Origin of the sequence: Halomonas sp. B23F22_3, assembly GCF_043496965.1 — a bacterium.
GTDB lineage: Bacteria > Pseudomonadota > Gammaproteobacteria > Pseudomonadales > Halomonadaceae > Halomonas.
This window is the reverse complement of record NZ_JBIEKG010000005.1, coordinates 210,421-230,299: the sequence shown is the minus strand read 5'-3', so window position 1 is coordinate 230,299 and position 19,879 is coordinate 210,421. Positions and strand designations below refer to the sequence as shown.

The window sequence follows — 19,879 nt, the reverse complement described above, 5'->3', positions numbered from 1 at the left end:
GGTCAACGACGGAGGCGAACCGCTGGCTGCAGCGTGCCTGTGCTCAGCGCATGTCGCGGATGCGGTATAGCGCCCGGCCGCCCCGGAGCATCCTTGCACAATGGATCCGACACGGCATGATCATGTTGAGTACGGGGCGGTGGCAGGACATGTCACGGTGGGACATCGCCCATCCGGTTCTGCGGTCACCGCCAACACCTGGCATTCATCGATTCGCCAACGCCGGCCTCCGGCACGTTGTTGTACGTATCCCTTGGTCCCCGGTCGTGCCGCTGCGGGCGCGATCGGAGCCGGGCGTGGCGTAGTATCGTTTGCTTGTCGGCGGCGGGACCTCGGATTGGCGAGGATCGTCGCGGCCTGATCTTTTCGCCTCGGCCTGCGTGTCTGTCGTGCAGGCGCACTAACGGGCCATCAAGACCCATTGAGACGAGTTGGCAATATACCAGTAACGGGGGTGACCAGCAATTGGCGCAGGATGGTGCACACTGCGTTAGAATGCGCCTTTCGAGCGGGTTTTCAGTGGAGTGGCGGCATGGCCGAAGGGCGCGACGTGCAGTGGGTGGAAGTGACCGAGGGTCAGGTCGGCCAGCGGGTCGACAACTTCCTGTTGACGCGCATGAAGGGGGCGCCGCGGGCGCTGATCTACCGCATCGTGCGCAAGGGCGAGGTGCGGGTGAACAAGAAGCGCGTCAAGGCGGATACTCGCCTGGCGCTGGGGGATCTGGTGCGCATCCCGCCGCTGCGTCTCACGCCCCGCGAGGCGGTACGCGAGGTCAGTGACAACCTGCGCAACCTGCTGGCCGGCAGCGTGCTGGTGGAGGGGCGCGACTGGCTAGTGATCAACAAGCCCTCGGGACTCGCCGTGCACGGCGGCAGCGGGGTCAAGATCGGCCTGATCGAGGCGCTGCGCCAGGTGCGGGAGGACCTCGACTTCCTGGAGCTCGTGCATCGCCTGGATCGTGACACCTCCGGCTGCCTGCTGCTGGCTAAGTCGCGCCCGGCGCTGCTGGCGCTCAACGAGTCGCTCAAGCAGCATCGCATGGACAAGCAGTACCTGGCTCTGGTGGCCGGACGCTGGCCGGCGCGTCGCGATTTCGTCAGCGCCCGGCTCGATCGCTTCGAGCTGGGTAACGGCGAGCGGCGGGTGCGGGTGGACACCGCCGGCAAGGTGGCCCGCACCCGCTTCGCGGTGCGCGAGACCTTCGACAAGGTGACCCTGGTCGAGGCCGAGCCGGTCACCGGGCGGACGCACCAGATTCGCGTGCATGCCGCCCATGCCGGGCATCCGCTGCTCGGCGACGACAAGTATGGCAGCCGCGAGAGCCAGCGCCTGGCGGCGGGGCTCGGCGTCTCCCGGCTCTTCCTGCATGCCGCCTCGCTGACCTTTCCCGAACCCACCAGCGGTCGTCCCGTGCAGATCAAGGCGCCGCTTCCCGACGATCTCGAGGCGGCGCTCGCCCGAGCGCGCCACGCTCGCTGACAGGAGACCTCATGCGCTATCGACTGGCCATCTTCGACTGGGATGGCACCTTGATGGATTCCATCGCCCGCATCGTCTCCTGCATGCAGGCGGCCTCCCGGGATGCCGGCTGGGGCGAGCTCGAACCAGGCGCAGTGCGCAACATCATCGGCCTCGGCCTGCCGGAGGCCATCGCCACGCTCTGTCCCGGCATCGATGCCGAACGGGCCGAGCTGCTCAGGGCCCGCTACGCCTACTACTTCGTCGAGGGGGACGCCACACCGATGCGCTTCTATCCGGGTGTCGAGGCGGGACTCGCCCGACTGCGCGGGCGAGAGGAGCAGCAGCTGGCGGTGGCCACCGGCAAGAGCCGCCGCGGACTCGATCGTATCTTCCGCGAGAGCGCCAGCGGCCACTGGTTCCACGCCAGCCGCACCGCCGACGAGACCCTCTCCAAGCCTCACCCGCGCATGCTCGAGGAGCTCCTCGCCGAACTCGAGATCGAGGTCGGCGAGGCGGTGATGATCGGCGACACGGAATACGACCTGGAGATGGCTCGGGCGCTGGGCATGGACCGCATCGCGGTGACCTGGGGAGTGCATGCCCCGGACCGGCTGGCCGCCAGTCGCCCGGTGCTTACCGCCGAGACGGTGCCCGAGCTCTTCGACTGGCTGCACGGCTAGGGCCGTGATGTCCCGTCGGCCACGACCAGTCCGTTCACGACCCGCCTATCAAGGGAAGAATTGCCATGAGTGATGACGACAAGCGGGACGACCGCTGGACGACGGGCCCGGAGCTGACGCCCGAGCAGGCGCGCCAGGCGCGTGAGGGTGCGCCGGCCGATGCCGCGCCGGCCGGTGCCGCGTCGTCCGGCGACGAGGATGCCGAGACGCTGCGCGAGCGCCAGCGCCTGGCTCAACTGGCGATGATGGATCGCTGGATCGACGGCGTGCTGGTCGAGCAGCGCCGCTCGCGGCGCTGGAAGCTGTTCTTCCGCTTCTTCTTCGCGCTGCTGATCCTCGCCTCGCTCACCACCACCTTCTATGGGATCTTCATGGCGTCGGGGCCGTCGGCGCCCGCCGAGCGTCACCTCGGCGTCGTCGAGGTCAAGGGCGTGATCGACAGCGAGTCGCCGGCCAGCGCTCAGCGCGTCATCGAGGGGCTCGAGCGGGCCTGGAAGGCCGATCAGGCCGAGGCGGTGGTGCTGCACCTCAACAGCCCCGGGGGCAGCCCGGTGCAGTCCCAGCGCATCTTCGATGCGGTGATGCGGCTGCGCGAGCAGGGCGACAAGAAGATCATCGCGGTGGTCGAGGACATCGGGGCCAGCGGCGCCTACTACGTGGCGGCGGCGGCCGACGAGATCGTCGCCGCCCCGGCCAGCCTGGTGGGTTCGATCGGGGTGATCCATGCCGGTTTCGGCTTCGAGGAGGCCATCGAGCGCCTCGGGGTGGAGCGGCGCGTCTTCACCGCCGGGGAGAACAAGGCCTTCCTCGACCCCTTCTCCGACATCTCCCGCTCCCAGCGTCAGTTCTGGCAGGAAGTGCTGGCCACCACCCATCAGCAGTTCATCGACGACGTCCGCAATGGGCGCGGCGACCGGCTGGGCGATGACGAGCGGCTCTTCAGCGGGCTGATCTGGACGGGCGAGCAGGCCCGTGAGCTTGGGCTGGTGGATGAGCTGGGCAGCCTGGATACCCTGGCGCGACGCTTCGACGGCGCGCGGCTGCAGGACTACACTCCGCGCCTGGATCCCCTGGAGCGGATCTCCCGTCAGTTCGGCCGGGTCGCCGCCGAGTTGATGGGGCTCCCCCAGGCCGCGGCTCCGGTGCGCTACCAGCTGCCCTGAGGGATGGCCGGCCCCTCCGGCAGGAGGGGGCGCCAGCGCATCCTCTAGGCGTCACCGGCTCTTCCCTGTCGGTCCCGGTGCTAGGCCAGCGGGTCGAGGCCTGCCTCGCGCAGCATCGCGCAGAGCCGGATCAGCGGCAGGCCGATCAGGGTGTTGGGGTCGTCGCCCTCGAGGCGCTCGAACAGCGTGATGCCCAGACCCTCCATGCGAAAGCTGCCGGCACAGTCCAGCGGCTGTTCCCGGGCGACATAGGTTGCGATCTCCTGCGCGTCGAGTCGACGAAACACCACCTCATAGCTCTCGTGGCAGACGCGATGCCGGCCATGGCCGGTGTCGATCAGGGCCAGGCCGGTGAGAAAGCGCACCCGTCGGCCGGAGAAGCGCGTCAGCTGGGTGCGGGCCGCGGCTTCATCGCTGGGCTTGCCGAGGATCTCGCCCTCGAACAACGCCACCTGGTCGGCCCCGATGATCAGGTGGTCGGGGTGGGTCGTCGCCAGCCGCTCGGCCTTGGCGAGCGCCAGGCGATGCACCAGCGATTCGGGCGTCTCGCCGGGGCGCGGCGTCTCGTCGATGTCGGGGCTCTCCCAGGCATAGGGGAGAGCGAGGCGGTCGAGCAGCTGGCGGCGCCAGCGAGAGCCCGAGGCAAGGACCAGGCGGGGCATGAAGGCTTCCTCTGCGGTGGGGCGAATGAGCGAAACGCGCGATGACGCCGAACGCGTCGCTCGGCCATTGTAACCCGGCGCGATGGTGGCTTTGACAGGGGGAGGGGGAGTGCCTATCATTGCGCGCCTATGTTGACCTCAAGACTCCCCGGCAGGGTCGAGCCCTACAAGCTCGCGGCCCGTGCCGAACACCTGGAAGGCCTGGTGGCGCTCGCCGAACTGGCCCGACTCGAAGACGAAGTCGGCGCCCAGTCCGGCGACGGCCAAGTGTGGCTGGATTTCGCCATCGATCCCCAGGGGCGCCGGGAGATTCGCGGCCACCTGGAAGCCGAGCTGCAGATTCCCTGTCGGCGCTGCCTCCAGCCCATGGCGCAGCGCGTCGAGAGCGATTTCCGGCTGGGGATGGTCACCAGCGATGCCCTGGCCGCGGAGCTGCCGAGCACCCATGAACCGGTGCTGGTGGAAAACGAACAGCTGAACCTGATGGCGGTGGTCGAGGATGAGATCATTCTCAGTCTGCCCCAGGTGGTTTACCACGACGAGGCCGAGTGCCCGGTCTCGCGCGACCAGCTGACCAGCGGGGAGGCGACCGACGCGTCGGCCGACGCCCCGGCGAACCCTTTCGATGTGCTGCGGCAGATCAAGGGCAAACTCTGATACACCCTCGTTTCACTCTGGAGTGATAACCCATGGCAGTTCAACAGAACCGCAAGACCCGTTCCAAGCGCGGCATGCGTCGTAGCCACGACGCCCTGACCTCCGCGGCCCTGTCCCAGGACAAGGAGACCGGTACCACCCACCTGCGTCACCACGTGGCGCCGGACGGCTTCTACCGTGGCCGCAAGGTCGTCGAAGTCTAAGACGACGACGCGAGTGGTAGTGGCTGGCCGCTGACGTGCGGATCGCCATCGACGCGATGGGCGGGGACCTCGGTCCCCGCCCGGTCGTGATGGGGTCCGCTCAGGCGGTCAACGCCGACCCGGATCTGGAACTCCAGCTGTTCGGCCCCGCCGAGCGGCTCGGCGATGAGATCTCCCGCCTGCCGCGGCCGCTGGCCGCGGCGGCGGCGCGTCTGCAGATCAGCGATGCGCCCGGCGTGATCCGTCAGGCGCAGCGCCCCAGCGAGGCGTTGCGCCACGGGGCCGAGACCAGCATGGCCAGGATGCTCGACAGCATCGCCTCCGGTGACGCCCTGGCCGGGGTCAGTGCCGGCAATACCGGCGCCCTGATGGCCCTGGCACGGCGTGCCCTGGGCACGGTGGCGGGCATTCCGCGGCCGGCGATCAGCACCGCCATCCCCACTCGCGATCGGCGCCGCTGCTATCTGCTCGACCTCGGTGCCAACGTCGAGGCGAGCGCGGCGCGTCTCGTCGACTTCGCCCTGATGGGCGAGGTCATGGCGCGCCACGTGGACGGCCTCGCCGCTCCTCGGGTGGCGCTGCTCAACGTCGGCGTCGAGGGCACCAAGGGTACCGCCAGCGTGCGTGAGGCGGATGCCTGGCTGCGGCAGTATCCCGGCATCACCTACCTCGGCTATGTCGAGGGCGACGGGGTCTTCAGCGGTGCCGCCGACGTGGTGGTCTGTGACGGCTTCGTCGGCAACGCGGTGCTCAAGGCCAGCGAAGGCCTGGCACGCTTGCTGGTGGAGCGGGTGCAGGCGACCTTCGAGGCCCACTGGAGCAGTCGGCTGGTGGGGCTCCTGGCCCGGCCGGCGCTGCGGCGCCTCAGGGGGGAGCTCGATCCCGTTCGCTACAATGGGGCCAGCCTGCTGGGGCTCGCCGGGATCGTGATCAAGAGTCATGGCGGCGCCGATGCCACGGGCTTTCGCTACGCGGTCCAGCGCGCGGCCAACGAAGTCAGTCACGACCTGCCGAGTCGGCTGGCCGCTGAACTGGATCATCGACGGTCCTCTGTCGATTCGGCCGCCGTCGGTCGAGTCGAGAGCGGATCCGGGCCTCAAGGTCCGATCCTGCCGGGTGCGACCGGCATCGACGACAGTCAACAAGCGCAAAGGTGATCGACATGACACAATCCCTTGCCCTCATCTTTCCCGGGCAGGGCTCGCAGCAGATCGGCATGCTGCGCGAGCTGGCGGAGCGCTACAGCGTGGTGCGCACCACCTTCGAGGAGGCTTCTGACGCCCTGGGGTACGACCTCTGGCAGGTGGTTCAGGAAGGCCCGGCCGAGGCGCTCAACGCCACGGCCTGCACCCAGCCGGCGCTGCTCACCGCCAGCGTCTCGATCTGGCGCGTCTGGCAGGAGCTGGAGGGCCCGAGGCCCGTGGCCATGGCCGGTCACAGCCTCGGCGAGTACAGCGCCCTAGTGTGTGCCGGGGCCCTGACGTTCGCCGAGGGCGTGCGGCTGGTGAAGCTGCGCGGCGAGGCGATGCAGGCGGCCGTGCCGGTGGGCGAGGGCGCCATGGCGGCGATCCTCGGCCTGGACGATGCCGCCGTCGAGCAGGCCTGCGCCCGTGCCGCGGACGGCGACGTGGTCGCCGCGGTCAACTACAATGCCCCCGGTCAGGTGGTGATCGCCGGCAGCAAGGCGGCGGTCGAGCGGGCCATCGTGGCCTGTCAGGAGGCCGGGGCGAAGCGTGCCATGCCGCTGCCGGTATCGGTGCCGTCGCACTGTGATCTGATGCGCCCGGCCGCCGAGCGCCTGGCGGCGGCGATGGAGGAGATCGAGCTGCGCGCGCCGCGCTACACGGTGTATCAAAACGTGGATGCCCAGGCCCATGCCGATGTGGAGACCCTTCGCACCCGGCTGATCGAGCAGCTCTATCAGCCGGTGCGCTGGACCTCATGCATCGAGGCCATGACCGGGCAGGGCGCCGAGGTGCTCATCGAGTGCGGGCCCGGCAAGGTACTCACCGGCCTCAACAAGCGCATCGCACGGGGCAGCAAGGGGCTGGCGGTCAATGACCCGGACAGCCTCTCCGCGGCCCTCGAACTGGCCAGGGAAGCCGCCGGCCAGTCGCCGTCGGCCAATGGCTGATCCATCTTCAGGACGTAGACGGAAGAGACCATGACAACCGAGCGTAGAGTCGCCCTGATCACCGGGGCCAGTCGCGGCATCGGCCGCGCCACCGCCCACGAGCTGGGGCGCCAGGGTCGCATCGTGATCGGCACCGCCACCAGCGATGCCGGCGCCGAGCGGATCGATGCCGATCTCGCCGCGGCGGGCATCGAGGGTGCCGGCCGCAAGCTGGACGTCACCGACCAGGACAGCGTCGATGCCCTGATCAAGGCGATCACCGAGGAGTTCGGGGCGCCGACCATTCTGGTCAACAACGCCGGCATCACTCGCGATAACCTGTTGATGCGCATGAAGGAGGACGAGTGGGATTCGGTGATCGACACCAATCTCAAGTCCGTCTATCGCGTCAGCAAGGCCTGCCTGCGCGGCATGACCCGGGCGCGCTTCGGGCGCATCGTCTCGATCAGCTCGGTGGTGGCCACCATGGGCAACCTGGGCCAGACCAACTATGCCGCCGCCAAGGCGGGCATGGAGGGTTTCACCCGGGCGCTGGCCCGTGAGGTGGCCTCGCGTGCCATTACCGTCAATGCGGTGGCGCCGGGGTTCATCGCCACCGACATGACCGAGGCGCTGCCCGAGGAGCAGCACAAGATGCTGCTCGGCCAGATCCCCCTGTCGCGGCTCGGTGATCCCGAGGAAATCGCGGCGGCGGTGGGCTTCCTGACCGGCGAGACGGCGGGCTATATCACCGGCGAAACCCTGCATGTCAACGGCGGCATGAACATGCGTTGAAGCCATCGGGGGGAGGCGGTTGCGCCGACCCCGGGGCGTCTATAAACTACCCCGCAGCTTCCGGCTAGCGGATCTGGATCTTTAACGGCTGGTTTCCGAACGGCCAATGTGAACGACTGGAGTAGTCATAATGAGCACCATCGAAGAGCGCGTTAAGAAGGTTGTGGCTGAGCGTCTGAACGTCAAGGAAGAAGACATCCAGAACTCCTCTTCCTTCACCGAGGACCTCGGCGCGGATTCCCTGGATACCGTCGAGCTGGTGATGGCGCTCGAAGAAGAATTCGACACCGAGATTCCCGACGAGGAAGCCGAGAAGATCACCACCGTTCAGGAAGCCATCGACTACGTCAACGCCCACCAGTAAGGTGGCGGTCGATACCGCTTTCTGAAGCGTCCGGGGCTGCGCCCCGAGGAGAGCCGTCCTGCCGTGGCAGGACGGCTCTCGTGCTATGCGCGACGGGAACTTGCCGAGCCCGCACAGGTCGGGGAGACTCGGGTATAATGCGCGCAATGACGACCCCGTGACGGGGTCGTGTCACCAAGGTTGTCTGGAGGAAAGCTGATGGCTCGTAGAAGGGTTGTGGTGACCGGGCTCGGTCTGGTCACGCCGGTGGGGAATACCGTCAAGGAGAGCTGGGCCAATATCCTGGCCGGCAAGAGCGGTATCACTCCCATCGAACACTTCGATGTCAGCGCCTTCAATACGCGCTTCGGCGGGTCGGTGAAGGACTTCGACATCAGTCCCTATCTCAATCCCAAGGACGCCCGCAAGATGGACCTGTTCATCCAGTACGGGATGGCGGCGGGCGGCCAGGCGATCGCCGATGCCGGGATCGAGTGCACCGAAGAGAATGCCGATCGCATCGGGGTGGCCATCGGCTCGGGCATCGGCGGCCTGCCGATGATCGAGCACAACCACAACGCCCTCAACAAGGGCGGGGCGCGCCGGATCTCGCCGTTCTTCGTGCCGGGCTCGATCATCAACATGATCTCCGGCAACCTGGCGATCCAGCACGGCTTCCGCGGCCCCAACATCGCGATCACCACCGCCTGCACCACCGGGACGCACAACATCGGCTACAGCGCGCGCACCATCGCCTACGGCGACGCCGACGTGATGGTCTGCGGTGGCGCCGAGATGGCGACCACGCCGCTGGGCCTCGGCGGCTTCTCGGCGGCCCGGGCGCTGTCCACGCGCAACGATGATCCCGAGGCGGCGAGCCGTCCCTGGGATCGGGATCGCGACGGCTTCGTGCTCTCCGACGGCGCCGGGGTGATCGTGCTCGAGGAGTACGAGCAGGCGAAGGCCCGCGGGGCGACCATCTACGCCGAGCTCACCGGCTTCGGCATGAGCGATGACGCCTACCACATGACGGCGCCGCCGGAAGATGGTCGTGGGGCGGCGCGCTCCATGAGCAATGCCATTCAGGATGCCGGCATCGATCCCTCCGCCGTCGACTACATCAACGCCCACGGCACCTCGACCGCGGCCGGCGACCTGGCCGAGAGCCGGGCCGTCGAGAAGGTGATGGGCGAGGCCGCCCAGTCGGTGGCGGTCAGCTCCACCAAGTCGATGATCGGTCACCTGCTGGGGGCGGCCGGTGCCGTGGAGGCGGTGTTCAGCGTGCTGGCGATTCGCGATCAGGTCGCGCCGCCGACGATCAACCTGGACAACCCCCAGGACGGCTGCCGGCTCGACTACGTGCCGCACACCGCGCGCGAGATGAAGATCGACGTCAGCCTGTCGAACTCCTTCGGCTTCGGCGGCACCAACGGCACGCTGATCTTCAGCAGGGTGTGAGCAAGCGGCGCGTCGTGGCGGCAGAGGCGGCCATGAGCGACTGGCCGCTGGAGGATCGCGGCGTCGCCTACGGGGACGGTCTCTTCGAGACCGTCCTCGTGCGTGACGGCCGCCCCGTGCTGTGGGAGCAGCACCTGGCGCGCCTCGCCCGAGGCTGCCGGGTGCTGGACATCCCGCCGCCCGACCGGGCGCGGCTGGAGGCACCGCTGGCCGAGGCCGGCGAGGGGCTCTCGGTGCTCAAGCTGATCCTGACCCGCGGCAGCGGGGGACGCGGCTATGCGCTCCCGAGCCCCCCCGATCCCCAGCTGCGCTGGCGGCTCGGGCCGTTCGCGCCCGACGCCGAGCGCTGGCGGCACGGCGTGCGGGTGCGCCACTGCCGATTGCGCCTGGGCATCCAGCCCCTGCTCGCCGGCCTCAAGCACCTCAATCGCCTCGAGAACGTCCTGGCCCGTGCCGAGTGGACGGATGCCGACACGGCGGAAGGGTTGCTCTGCGACAGCGAGGGGCGTCTGGTGGAGGCCACCTGCATGAACCTGTTCTGGCAGCGCGATGGCAAGCTGGAGACGCCCCGGCTCGACCGCTGCGGCGTGGCCGGCACGCTGCGGGCGGCACTCCTCGAGCGGGCGTCGATCCATGAGGTCGACGCCTGCCCCTCGGTGCTCGATGGGGTCGAGGCGCTGTGGCTCGGCAATTCGCTGCAGGGGCTCTGGCCGGTGGCGAGGCTCGACGATGCCGAGGGCAATCCCATTCGGCACTGGCGCCTCGGGCCGGGGCATCGCCGCCTGCAGGCCCTGGCCCATGAGGCGCTGGGCTATCCCCCCATCACGTGATGATTGAACGAGGACACGCATGCTGCGTCTGCTGAAGATCCTGCTGGTGCTGGCCGTGCTGGCGGCCCTGGCGCTACTCGCCGGCCACCGTTACTGGCAGTCGCGCCTCGAGGCGCCCATCGCCCTCGAGGCGTCGACGCTCTACGAGGTGCCGGCCGGCGCCGGCTACCATCGCGTGATTGGCGAGCTGGCCGAGCGCGGTATCCTCGAGAAGATCTGGGCCTTTCGCCTGCTGGCGCGCCTGGAGCCCGAGAGCCTGCCCGACCTGCGCCCCGGCGAGTATCGCCTCGAGCCCGGGATGAGCGGACGCGAGCTGCTGGCGCTGCTGGGGAGCCACGAGGTCGTCACCTACTCGCTGACCATTCCCGAGGGCTGGACCTTCGGCCAGATGCGCGAGGCCCTCGACGAGGCGCCCAAGCTCGAACACCGCACCGCGGGGCTCAGTGACGGCGAGGTGATGGCGCTGCTCGACCGGGAGCAGCGCCACCCCGAGGGCTGGTTCTTCCCCGATACCTATCGCTATCACAAGGGGCTCAGTGACCTGGAGATCCTGCGTCAGGCCCTCGAGCGCATGGAGACGACCCTTGAGAGCGTCTGGGAAGCGCGCGATGAGGACCTGCCGCTCGAGAGTGCCTATCAGGCGCTGATCATGGCCTCGCTGATCGAGCGCGAGACCGGTGCGCCCGAGGAAAGGCCCGAGATCGCCGGCGTGTTCAAGCGCCGCCTGGAGCGGGGCATGCGCCTGCAGACCGACCCCACCGTGATCTATGGCATGGGCGAGCGCTATGCGGGCAACATCACCCGGGCCGACCTGCGCGAGCCGACCCCCTACAATACCTATGTGATCGACGGGCTGCCGCCGACGCCGATCGCCCTGCCGGGACGCGACGCCCTCGAGGCGGCGGTACATCCGGCCGAGGGCGAGACGCTCTACTTCGTCGCGCGCGGGGATGGCACCCACCACTTCTCGCGCACCCTGCGCGAGCACAACAACGCGGTGAACCGGTATATCCGCAATCGCTGACCATGGAGCGGCATCGAACATGACCGAGCGCGGACGATTCATCACCCTGGAAGGCTGCGAGGGCGTGGGCAAGTCCACCAACCTCGCCCTGGTGGTCGAGCATCTTCGGGCCCGCGGGCACGAGGTGGTGGCGACTCGCGAGCCGGGGGGCACCCCCCGGGCGGAAGACATTCGCCGGCTGCTGCTGGATCCGGTCGAGGAGGAGCCCCTCGACCCGGATGCCGAACTGCTGCTGGTCTTCGCCGCCCGTGCCCAGCACCTGGCGCGGGTGGTCGAGCCGGCCCTCGCGCGCGGTGCCTGGGTGGTCTGTGACCGCTTCACCGACGCCACCTACGCCTACCAGGGCGGCGGGCGCGGCATCGACGCCGCGCGCATCGCCGAGCTCGAGGCCTTCGTTCAGCAGGGCCTCGAGCCCGATCTCACGCTGCTGCTGGACATGTCCATGGACGCCGCCCAGCGGCGACTCGACGGTCGCCTCGCGGGGCAGGGCGAGGAGCGCGACCGCTTCGAGCGCGAGCGCGACGACTTCTTCGAGGCGGTGCGTCGCGCCTACCTCGCGCGTGCCGAGGCCGCCCCCGAGCGGGTGGTGGTGATCGATGCCGGGGCCGGGCTAGACGAGGTCAAGGCCGAGCTGTTGGCCCGCCTGGACGCGCGGATGGGCGCATGGCGATGAGCCCCGTCGAGGTGCCGCGCCCGCTGCCCTGGCTGATGACGCGCTGGCGCGAGCTCGTTCAACTGGCCGATGCCGGGCGACTGCCCCACGCCCTGCTGATCTCGGGCGGTCACGGCATCGGCAAGCAATCGCTGGCCGAGGCGCTGGTCGCCCGCACCCTCTGCGCCTCGCCCGGCGAGACCGCCTGCGGCCGCTGCCACGCCTGCCACATGCTGGCCTCGGGCTACCATCCCGACCTGCTGCGGGTGGCGCCGGAGGAGGGCAAACGGCTGATCCGCATCGGCCCGGTGCGCGAGGTCAACGCCTTCGTCGCCCAGACCGCCCAGCAGGGCGGCTATCGGGTGATCACCATCGCCCCGGCCGAGGCGATGAACGTGGCGGCTTCCAACGCGCTGCTCAAGAGCCTCGAGGAGCCGGGCGGGCGCACCCTCTTCGTGCTGCTCTCCGACATCCCCTCGCGACTGCTGCCGACCATCCGCTCGCGCTGCCAGCACTGGAGCCTGCCCGTGCCGGCCGAAGACGACTGTCGGCCCTGGCTGACCGAGCAGCTGGGCGGCGAGGAGGAGGCCCGCTTCTGGTTTCGGGCCGCGGGCGGACTGCCGCTGCGCGCCCTGGAGCTCGCCGAGCCCAGCGCCCGGGCGTTGCGCCAGCAGCTGGTCGAGACCTTCGACGCGCTGATGCGCGGTGGCGAGCCGGTCGCCGAGGCAGCCCGCCTGGATCGTCAGTCCATCGATGCCATCCTGTGGTACGGTATCATCTGGCTCGAGGACCTGATTTGTCTGGGGCTCTCGGGCGATACCGCCGAGCTGCGCAACCCCGATCTGCTGGTGCTCTACCGCCAGGCGGTCAAGAATGGTCGTGTACGCGACTGGTTCCGCCTGCTGGACTATGCCCGCGAGCAGCGGCGCCTGCTGGCCGAGGGCGGCAACCCCAACCCCCAGCTGACCCTCGAGGCCTGGCTGGTACGCTGGTCCACGCTGCTGCGTTCCTGACACGCCGCGGCGCCCTGGATCCGCCGACGCATCGCAAAGGGAGATACCATGGCCGCACAGAAGGCGCTTTCGCTGACCATCCAGGATGTCCCGACCCTGCTCTCGGCCTACATGCCGGTGCTCGAGCGCGGTGGCATCTTCGTGCCCACCCGCGAGCGCTATGCGCTGGGCCAGGAGGTCTTCCTGCTGCTCATGCTGCCCGGCGACGAGGAGCGAGTGCCGGTCACCGGCCAGGTGGTGTGGGTCTCGCCCGAGGGCGTGGCCGGCCGCCGGGTCCCCGGCATCGGCATCCACTTCAGCCCCGACGACCAGGCCGTGCGCGACCGCATCGAGACCCTGCTGGCCGGCCAGCTGGACAAGGGCGCCCCGACCTACACCCTCTGAGGACGGGCCCGGCCGCGCGCCGGCCTTCACGCTTCTGAACCCACTCTGCGATTCCGGAATTCCCCTGCATGTTCGTCGACTCCCACTGCCACCTCGATCGCCTCGATCCCGCCAGCCACGATGGCGACCTCGCCGCCGCCCTCGAGGCCGCCCGCGCCCGTGACGTGCGCCAGTTCCTGGCCATCGCCGTGACCCTGGAGGACGTGCCGGCCCTGGCCGAGATCAGTCGCGCCCATGACGACGTGGTGATCTCGGCCGGCATCCACCCCCTGCAGTCGCTCGAGGCGGAGCCCGACGTGGCCGCGATCATCGAGTCGGCCGAGCGCTTCGGCGCCGTGGCCATCGGCGAGTGCGGGCTGGACTACCACTACCTCGACAAGTCCCCCGACGCGGTGCCCTCCCGGGAGGTGCAGCTCGAGCGTTTCCGTCGCCAGCTGATCGCTGCCCGCGAGCTCGAGCTGCCGGTGGTCATCCATACCCGCGAGGCCCGCGAGGACACCCTGGCGCTGATCCGTGAGCACGTCGACCCGGCGGTGGGCGGGGTGCTGCACTGCTTCACCGAGGATCTGGACATGGCCCGGGAGGCCGTGCGCCACGGCTTCTACATCTCGCTCTCCGGTATCGTTACCTTCCGCAACGCCGAGTCGCTGCGCGAGGTGGCCCGACGCGTGCCGCTGGACCGGCTGCTGATCGAGACCGACAGCCCCTACCTGGCCCCGGTGCCGCACCGCGGCAAGCCCAACGAGCCGGCCTGGGTGGTCGAGGTCGCCGAGTGCATCGCCGAGGCGCGGGGCATCAGCCTCGAGGAGCTCGCCGCCCAGACCACCGCCAACTTCTACCACCTGTTCCGCGCGGCGGCCCCCGAGGCCCCGGCGGGCGTCCGCGACGCCCTGTCCCGCGCCGGGCTGGTCTAGGCCGAGACGCCACCGACAGAGGCCGTTGCCATGACCCTCGATCCCCTGCTGGCTCAGATCGAGCCCCACGGCGAGATTCCCCCCGTGGATCGCTGGCACCCCGCGCAGCGCGGCGAGATGGACCTCACCATCGCCGCCGACGGACGCTGGCTCCACGAGGGCACGGCCATCGCCCGGCCGCGCCTGGTGCGCCTGCTGTCGACCATCCTGCGCCGCGAGGCCGAGGGCGACTACTGGCTGGTCACGCCGGCCGAGATGCAGCGCATCCGCGTCGAGGATCGTCCCTTCCTGATCGTCGATGCCGAGCTCGAGGCGGGCGACTGGTGGCTCACCACCAATGTCGGCGACCGCGTGCGCCTCGACGATGAATGCCGACTGACCCTCAGCGAGACGCCGGCCGGGGAGACGATCCCCGAGGTGCCGATCCGCTTCGGCCTCGCGGCCCGCCTGGGGCGCAACGTCTACTATCGGCTGGTGGAGCAGGCCGAGACCCGGGAGGGCAAGGAGGGCGCCCTCGAGCTGGGACTGACCAGCGGCGGGACCTGGCAGCCGCTCGGTCGACTCGAGGCGGACGAGCGCCGGGACGGCGACGGCCCATGAGCGAGCGCGGCGCCTCTTCCCCGTCGCTGACCGCCGAGCAGCGGGCGGTGGTCTCCCACGCGCGGGGGCACGCCCGGGTCGCGGCCGTGGCCGGGGCCGGCAAGACCACCACCATGGTGGCCCGGGTGCTGCACCTGCTGGCGCGCGGCGTGCCGCCGGGGCGGATACTCGTGCTGATGTTCAACCGCTCGGCCCGGGAGGACTTCCAGGCGCGGCTCGCGGCCATGGCGCCGGCCGGCCAGGCGCTGCCCGACGTGCGCACCTTCCACTCGCTGGGCCATCGGCTCACCGCCAGCCTGACCCGCTGGGGCGTGCTGGCCCCGCGTCAGCTGCTCACCGCCGACTGGCAGCTCGAGCGGCTGCTGCGTCAGGCGACCCTGGCGGCGCTCGCCGAGGAGCCCGAGGCCCGGGAGACGGCGCTGGACGCCGAGCGTCTCGAGGCGCTGGCGCACTTCTGCGGGCTGGTGAAGGCCGAGATGGCCTCGCCCGCCGAGCTGCATGCGCGACTCGACTTCGGCGAGGAGACCGGCCACTTCGTGGCCGCCTTCGAGCATGCCGAGCGGCTGCTGGCCGAGCAGGGGCTGATGACCTTCGCCGACCTGCTCTACCGGCCGCTGCTGGCGCTGGAGGCGGACGCCGCGCTGCGCCGCCGGGTCCAGGGCTTCCTCGATCACGTGGTCATCGACGAGTACCAGGACATCAATACCGCCCAGCAGCGCCTGCTGGCGCTGCTCGCCGGCCGCGAGGCCGAGGTGATGGCGGTGGGCGATGCCAACCAGTGCATCTACGAGTGGCGCGGCGCCCACCCCGACACCATGCTGGAGAACTTCACCGCCACCTTCGGCGCGGCGCACGACTACCCGCTCTCCACCACCTTCCGCCACGGCCACGCCCTGGCGCTGACCGCCAACCACGCCATCGCCGCCAACCGCCGGCGCCCCGACCAGCTGTGCCTGGCCGCCCCCGACAATCCCCACACCGGGCTCGCGGTGGGGCAGGGCGGCCGGGCGCTGCTCGACGAGCTCGGCGCCTGGCATCGCCAGGGACGGGGCCTCGACGAGGCCTGCCTGCTGGTGCGCAGCTGGGCGCTCTCGGTGCCGCTGCAGCTGGCGCTGCTGCGCGAGGGCATCCCGTTCCGGCTGGCCCGGGAGGATCGCTTCGTCTTTCGCCTGCCGCTGGTGGAGGCCCTGGCCGGCTACCTGCGTTTGGCGCTGGAGCCCCGACTGCTCCAGGATCCGGGGCACCTTTCGCTGCTGCTGGCCCAGCCCACCTCCTTCGTCGCCCGGGAGCGGATCGCCGCCCTGGCCACCCGGCTGGCCGAGACCCAGCGCTGGCCTGAGCGTCACGATCCCCTGCTGGAGGGGCTCAAGCCCCACCAGCGGCGCACCCTGAAGCGGCGCTGGTCGCTGCTCTGCGAGCTGCCGCGCCGCTCGGCCTGGCCGCCGGCACGCCTGCTCGACCACGTGCTCGAGGCGGTGGAGGCCGAGAAGGTCCTGAAGCGCGCCGCCGCGCGGCGCGACAAGGGGGAGGAGGACGTGCGCCTGCTCGACGTGCTGGTCGAGCAGGCCCGGGAGCTCGGCAACGACACCGCCGCCTTCATCGAGCTGCTGTGCCGCCCGGTCGAGAACCGCCAGGACGGCGTCCTGATCACAACCGTGCACGGGGCCAAGGGGCTCGAGTGGCCGCTGGTGCTGCTGGCCGGCACCAACGAGGAGGACTTCCCCCACTACACCCGCGATAACCCGCTGACCCCGGGGCGGCTGGAGGAGGAGCGGCGACTCTTCTACGTCGCCATCACCCGGGCCAGGGAGCGCCTGGTGCTGCTCCACGACGGCGGCGAGCACCGCCCCAGCCGCTTCATCGGCGAATCCGCCTGGCAGGACGGTGAGCGGGTCGCCCGCCGACTGGCCGAGGTCGATCACGGCGCCGGGAGGCCGGTCGAGCGTGAGGCGCCAGAAAGCGAGGCCGCCGAGCCGGGCGCCCCGCTGGAGGTCGCCGACCCCGCGCTCGTCGGCCGCTACCTGGCGGCGCTGGGCCACTCGCTGCCGGTGGCCAGGGCGCGGCCCGCCGCGCCGGAGCCGGGCCGCGTCGCCCCGGGCCAGTTCCGGGTCGGCCAGGCCCTGCGCCATGCGGTCTTCGGCGAGGGCCAGATCGACGTGGTCGAGGGCGATCCCGACAACCCGGTGATCGAGGTACGCTTCCGCACGGCCGGCCGGCGCCGCCTGATCGCCTGCCGGGCCCCCATCGAACTGCTGGACGGAGTCGACGCATGAACGGGCCGCTGATCTCGGCCGCCACCCTGGTTGATGCCCTCGAGGGGCCCCATCCGCCTCGCCTGCTGGACTGCCGCGCGCGGCTGGGCGAGCCCGATGCCGGTCGCCGGCTGTGGGTCGAGGCCCACCTGCCGGGCAGTCTGCATGTCGATCTCGATCGCGACCTGGCCGCCGCGCCGGGAGAGGGCGGTCGGCATCCGCTGCCCGACCCCGAGGCCTTCACCGCGGTGCTGCAGCGCCTGGGTATCACGGCGGAGCAACCGGTGGTGGTCTATGACGACATGGGCGGACAGCTGGCGGCGGCGCGCGCCTGGTGGATGCTCGCCTGCTGGGCGGGGCATCCCGACGTGCGCCTGCTCGACGGCGGACTCAAGGCCTGGCTGGCGGCGGGGAGCGAGCTGCTGGAGGACGGTGACCCGGACGCCGCGCCGGCGCCGTCGGACTGGCGGCCTGCCTATCGCGACGCGGCCCTCGTCGCGGTCGACGAGGTCGCCGGCGCCAGCGCGCTGAAGGTCGACGCCCGCAGCCGCGAGCGCTTTCGCGGCGAGGCCGAGCCCGTGGACCCGGTGGCCGGCCACATTCCCGGCGCGGTGTGCCGCCCCAGTGCCGATAACCTCGACGCCAGCGGCCATTTCAAGCGCGCCGACGCGCTGGCCCGCGAGCTGCCCGAGGCCGACGCCTTGATCGCCTACTGCGGTTCGGGGGTCACCGCCTGCCATAACGTGCTGGCCTACGCCGTGGCCGGGCGAGCGCTGCCGCGGCTCTATGTCGGCTCCTGGAGCGAGTGGATCCGTGATCCCGAGCGCCCCATCGCCATCGGCGACTGAGTCGACTCGGGTATGCGATCGGAACCTCACATAGAACGTAAAGCGGCCCCGCCATGGCGGGGCCGCTTCATTGGGGTCGTGCTATCGGGGCGGTGCGTTACATATTCGGGTAGTTCGGTCCACCACCGCCCTCCGGTGCCACCCAGGTGATGTTCTGGGCGGGGTCCTTGATGTCGCAGGTCTTGCAGTGCACGCAGTTCTGGAAGTTGATCTGGAACTTGGGCGTGCCGTCGTCGGCCTCGACCACCTCGTAGACGCCGGCCGGGCAGTAGCGGCTCGCGGGCTCGGCATAGGTGGGCAGGTTGTCGCGGATCGGCAGCTCCGGATCGGCCAGCTTCAGGTGACAGGGCTGGTCCTCCTCATGGTTGGTGTTCGACAGGAACACCGAGGAAGGCTTGTCGAAGGAGAGCTTGCCGTCGGGCTTCGGGTAGTCGATCTTCTCGCACTCGGCCGCCGGCTTCAGGGTGGCGTGGTCCGGCGTGGTGTCGTGGACGTTGGGCAGCTTGCCGCCGAGCAGCTGGTCGAGGAAGTTGTAGGCGCCGCCGCCGACGGTGCCGTACTTGTGGATCGCCGGCCCGAAGCTGGCGCTCTCCTTGAGCTCCTGATAGGCCCAGCTCGCCTCCCACTTCTCGGTGAAGGTGGTGAGCTCGCGTCCGCCCTCGTCGCCCTGTTTCAGGGCCTCGAAGACCGCCTCGGCCGCCACCAGGCCGGATTTCATGGCGGTGTGCAGGCCCTTGATCTTGGCGAAGTTGAGGGTGCCGGCGTCGCAGCCGATCAAGAGACCTCCGGGGAAGGTCATCTTGGGCAGACAGTTGAGGCCGCCCTTGGCGATGGCCCGGGCGCCGTAGGCGACCCGCTTGCCGCCTTCCAGGTGCTGCTTGAGCACCGGGTGGTGCTTCATGCGCTGGAACTCGTCGAACGGCGACAGCCAGGGATTCTGGTAGGAGAGGTCCATGATCAGGCCGACCACCACCTGCTGGTTCTCGGCGTGATAGAGGAACCAGCCGCCGTGGGTCTGCTTGTCCAGCGGCCAGCCGGAACCATGCAGCACCAGCCCGGGCTCGTGCTGCTCGGCGGGGATGTCCCACAGCTCCTTCAGGCCGATGCCATAGTGCTGGGGATCCTTGCCCGCATCGAGCTCGAAGTCGCGGATCAGCCGCTTGCCCAGGTGGCCGCGGGCGCCCTCGGCGAACAGGGTGTACTTGGCGCGCAGCTCCATGCCCGGCATGTGGCCGTCCTTGGGCTGGCCGTCGGCGCCCACGCCCATGTCGCCGATCAGGATGCCGCGCACGGTGCCGTCCTCGTCCTGGATCACCTCCTGGGCGGCGAAGCCCGGGAAGATCTCCACGCCCAGTGCCTCGGCCTGCTCACCGAGCCAGCGGCACAGGTTGCCGGCGCTGATCACGTAGCGGGTCGACTCTTTATCATGGTTCTGGCCGCCGGTGTTGTGCATGGTCTTGGGCACCAGGGCGTTGGGCAGCTTCTGGGCCTTCTCGGCATCCTTGAGCAGATAGAGCTCGTCACGAGTCGCGGGGGTGGTCAGCGGCGCGCCGCGCTCTTCCCAGTCGGGGAACAGCTCGTTGAGGGCGCGGGGCTCGAAGACGGCCCCGGAGAGGATGTGGGCGCCCACCTCGGAGCCCTTCTCCACCACGCACACCGTCAGCTCCTGGCCGGCCTCGTTCGCCTGCTGCATCAGGCGAGATGCCGCCGAGAGCCCCGAGGGCCCGGCACCAACGATGACCACATCGAAGTCCATGGAATCGCGTTCGACTTGTTCTTCCACCTGCACTCTCCTTGCTGTCCCGAGGACGCGGCCACCGGATGCG

The 19,879-nt window shown here is 70.0% G+C and carries 21 protein-coding genes; 19 read left to right on the top strand and 2 right to left on the bottom strand.

The genetic code is table 11. From position 1 onward, the window contains the following. The first annotated feature begins 532 nt into the window (after positions 1-532). The 3 genes from ACGTNG_RS13095 to sppA all read left to right on the top strand — a co-directional run bounded on the left by ACGTNG_RS13095 (position 533) and on the right by sppA (position 3,305). Entirely contained in the window at positions 533-1,480 is a 948-nt protein-coding gene (locus tag ACGTNG_RS13095) for an RluA family pseudouridine synthase (protein WP_394577498.1), read from the top strand. 11 nt (positions 1,481-1,491) lie between these two features. Then, positions 1,492-2,142: an HAD-IA family hydrolase gene (locus ACGTNG_RS13090; RefSeq protein WP_394577497.1), complete on the top strand. Its 651-nt coding sequence runs from the start codon at positions 1,492-1,494 to the stop codon at positions 2,140-2,142. Between the two features lie 65 nt (positions 2,143-2,207). Continuing rightward, positions 2,208-3,305: a signal peptide peptidase SppA gene (gene sppA / locus ACGTNG_RS13085; protein ID WP_394577496.1), complete on the top strand. Its 1,098-nt coding sequence runs from the start codon at positions 2,208-2,210 to the stop codon at positions 3,303-3,305. An 80-nt stretch (positions 3,306-3,385) separates the two neighbouring features. On the opposite strand, the gene ACGTNG_RS13080 is transcribed toward sppA, so the two are convergent. Beyond that, positions 3,386-3,967, bottom strand: coding sequence for a Maf family protein (locus ACGTNG_RS13080; RefSeq protein ID WP_394577495.1), 582 nt, complete (start codon positions 3,965-3,967; stop codon positions 3,386-3,388). 129 nt (positions 3,968-4,096) lie between these two features. On the opposite strand from ACGTNG_RS13080, the gene ACGTNG_RS13075 reads away from it, so the two are divergent. The 16 genes from ACGTNG_RS13075 (at position 4,097) to ACGTNG_RS13000 (ending at position 18,053) form a co-directional block, all read left to right on the top strand. Then, positions 4,097-4,624, top strand: a complete 528-nt coding sequence (locus ACGTNG_RS13075; protein WP_394577494.1) for a YceD family protein — start codon at positions 4,097-4,099, stop codon at positions 4,622-4,624. 32 nt (positions 4,625-4,656) lie between these two features. Continuing rightward, entirely contained in the window at positions 4,657-4,827 is a 171-nt protein-coding gene (rpmF, locus tag ACGTNG_RS13070; RefSeq protein WP_089846176.1) for a 50S ribosomal protein L32, read from the top strand. A gap of 35 nt (positions 4,828-4,862) precedes the next feature. Beyond that, positions 4,863-5,984: a phosphate acyltransferase PlsX gene (gene plsX, locus ACGTNG_RS13065; protein ID WP_394577493.1), complete on the top strand. Its 1,122-nt coding sequence runs from the start codon at positions 4,863-4,865 to the stop codon at positions 5,982-5,984. A gap of 5 nt (positions 5,985-5,989) precedes the next feature. After that, positions 5,990-6,961 (top strand): ACP S-malonyltransferase, encoded by a 972-nt coding sequence (gene fabD / locus ACGTNG_RS13060; RefSeq protein ID WP_394577492.1) that lies wholly within the window; start codon positions 5,990-5,992, stop codon positions 6,959-6,961. A gap of 30 nt (positions 6,962-6,991) precedes the next feature. Beyond that, positions 6,992-7,735 (top strand): 3-oxoacyl-ACP reductase FabG, encoded by a 744-nt coding sequence (gene fabG, locus ACGTNG_RS13055; protein WP_394577491.1) that lies wholly within the window; start codon positions 6,992-6,994, stop codon positions 7,733-7,735. A gap of 130 nt (positions 7,736-7,865) precedes the next feature. After that, entirely contained in the window at positions 7,866-8,099 is a 234-nt protein-coding gene (gene acpP, locus ACGTNG_RS13050; protein ID WP_008956801.1) for an acyl carrier protein, read from the top strand. A 198-nt stretch (positions 8,100-8,297) separates the two neighbouring features. Next, on the top strand, positions 8,298-9,536 hold the full coding sequence (gene fabF / locus ACGTNG_RS13045; protein WP_394577490.1) for a beta-ketoacyl-ACP synthase II: 1,239 nt from the start codon (positions 8,298-8,300) through the stop codon (positions 9,534-9,536). Positions 9,537-9,568: 32 nt separating this feature from the next. After that, positions 9,569-10,366: an aminodeoxychorismate lyase gene (pabC, locus tag ACGTNG_RS13040; protein WP_394577489.1), complete on the top strand. Its 798-nt coding sequence runs from the start codon at positions 9,569-9,571 to the stop codon at positions 10,364-10,366. 19 nt (positions 10,367-10,385) lie between these two features. Then, entirely contained in the window at positions 10,386-11,390 is a 1,005-nt protein-coding gene (gene mltG, locus ACGTNG_RS13035) for an endolytic transglycosylase MltG (RefSeq protein WP_394577488.1), read from the top strand. A gap of 19 nt (positions 11,391-11,409) precedes the next feature. After that, on the top strand, positions 11,410-12,063 hold the full coding sequence (tmk, locus tag ACGTNG_RS13030) for a dTMP kinase (protein ID WP_394577487.1): 654 nt from the start codon (positions 11,410-11,412) through the stop codon (positions 12,061-12,063). After that, positions 12,060-13,055 carry a DNA polymerase III subunit delta' gene (locus ACGTNG_RS13025; RefSeq protein WP_394797199.1) on the top strand — a complete coding sequence of 332 codons (996 nt, stop codon included), beginning with the start codon at positions 12,060-12,062 and terminating at the stop codon, positions 13,053-13,055. The genes tmk and ACGTNG_RS13025 overlap by 4 nt, the downstream gene beginning before the upstream one ends. A 48-nt stretch (positions 13,056-13,103) precedes the next feature. Then, entirely contained in the window at positions 13,104-13,439 is a 336-nt protein-coding gene (locus tag ACGTNG_RS13020) for a PilZ domain-containing protein (protein WP_108446859.1), read from the top strand. A 68-nt stretch (positions 13,440-13,507) separates the two neighbouring features. Then, positions 13,508-14,353, top strand: a complete 846-nt coding sequence (locus ACGTNG_RS13015; RefSeq protein ID WP_394577486.1) for a TatD family hydrolase — start codon at positions 13,508-13,510, stop codon at positions 14,351-14,353. Positions 14,354-14,383: 30 nt separating this feature from the next. Then, positions 14,384-14,953: a DUF1285 domain-containing protein gene (locus ACGTNG_RS13010; RefSeq protein WP_394577485.1), complete on the top strand. Its 570-nt coding sequence runs from the start codon at positions 14,384-14,386 to the stop codon at positions 14,951-14,953. Continuing rightward, the gene (locus ACGTNG_RS13005) at positions 14,950-17,226 is read left to right on the top strand and encodes an ATP-dependent helicase (RefSeq protein ID WP_394577484.1); all 2,277 of its coding nucleotides are present in this window, start codon (positions 14,950-14,952) and stop codon (positions 17,224-17,226) included. The genes ACGTNG_RS13010 and ACGTNG_RS13005 overlap by 4 nt, the downstream gene beginning before the upstream one ends. Then, positions 17,223-18,053: a sulfurtransferase gene (locus ACGTNG_RS13000; RefSeq protein WP_394577483.1), complete on the top strand. Its 831-nt coding sequence runs from the start codon at positions 17,223-17,225 to the stop codon at positions 18,051-18,053. Before ACGTNG_RS13005 ends, ACGTNG_RS13000 begins: the two co-directional genes overlap by 4 nt. A gap of 97 nt (positions 18,054-18,150) precedes the next feature. On the opposite strand, the gene ACGTNG_RS12995 is transcribed toward ACGTNG_RS13000, so the two are convergent. Then, positions 18,151-19,809: an electron transfer flavoprotein-ubiquinone oxidoreductase gene (locus tag ACGTNG_RS12995; protein WP_394797198.1), complete on the bottom strand. Its 1,659-nt coding sequence runs from the start codon at positions 19,807-19,809 to the stop codon at positions 18,151-18,153. Positions 19,810-19,879: the final 70 nt, after the last annotated feature.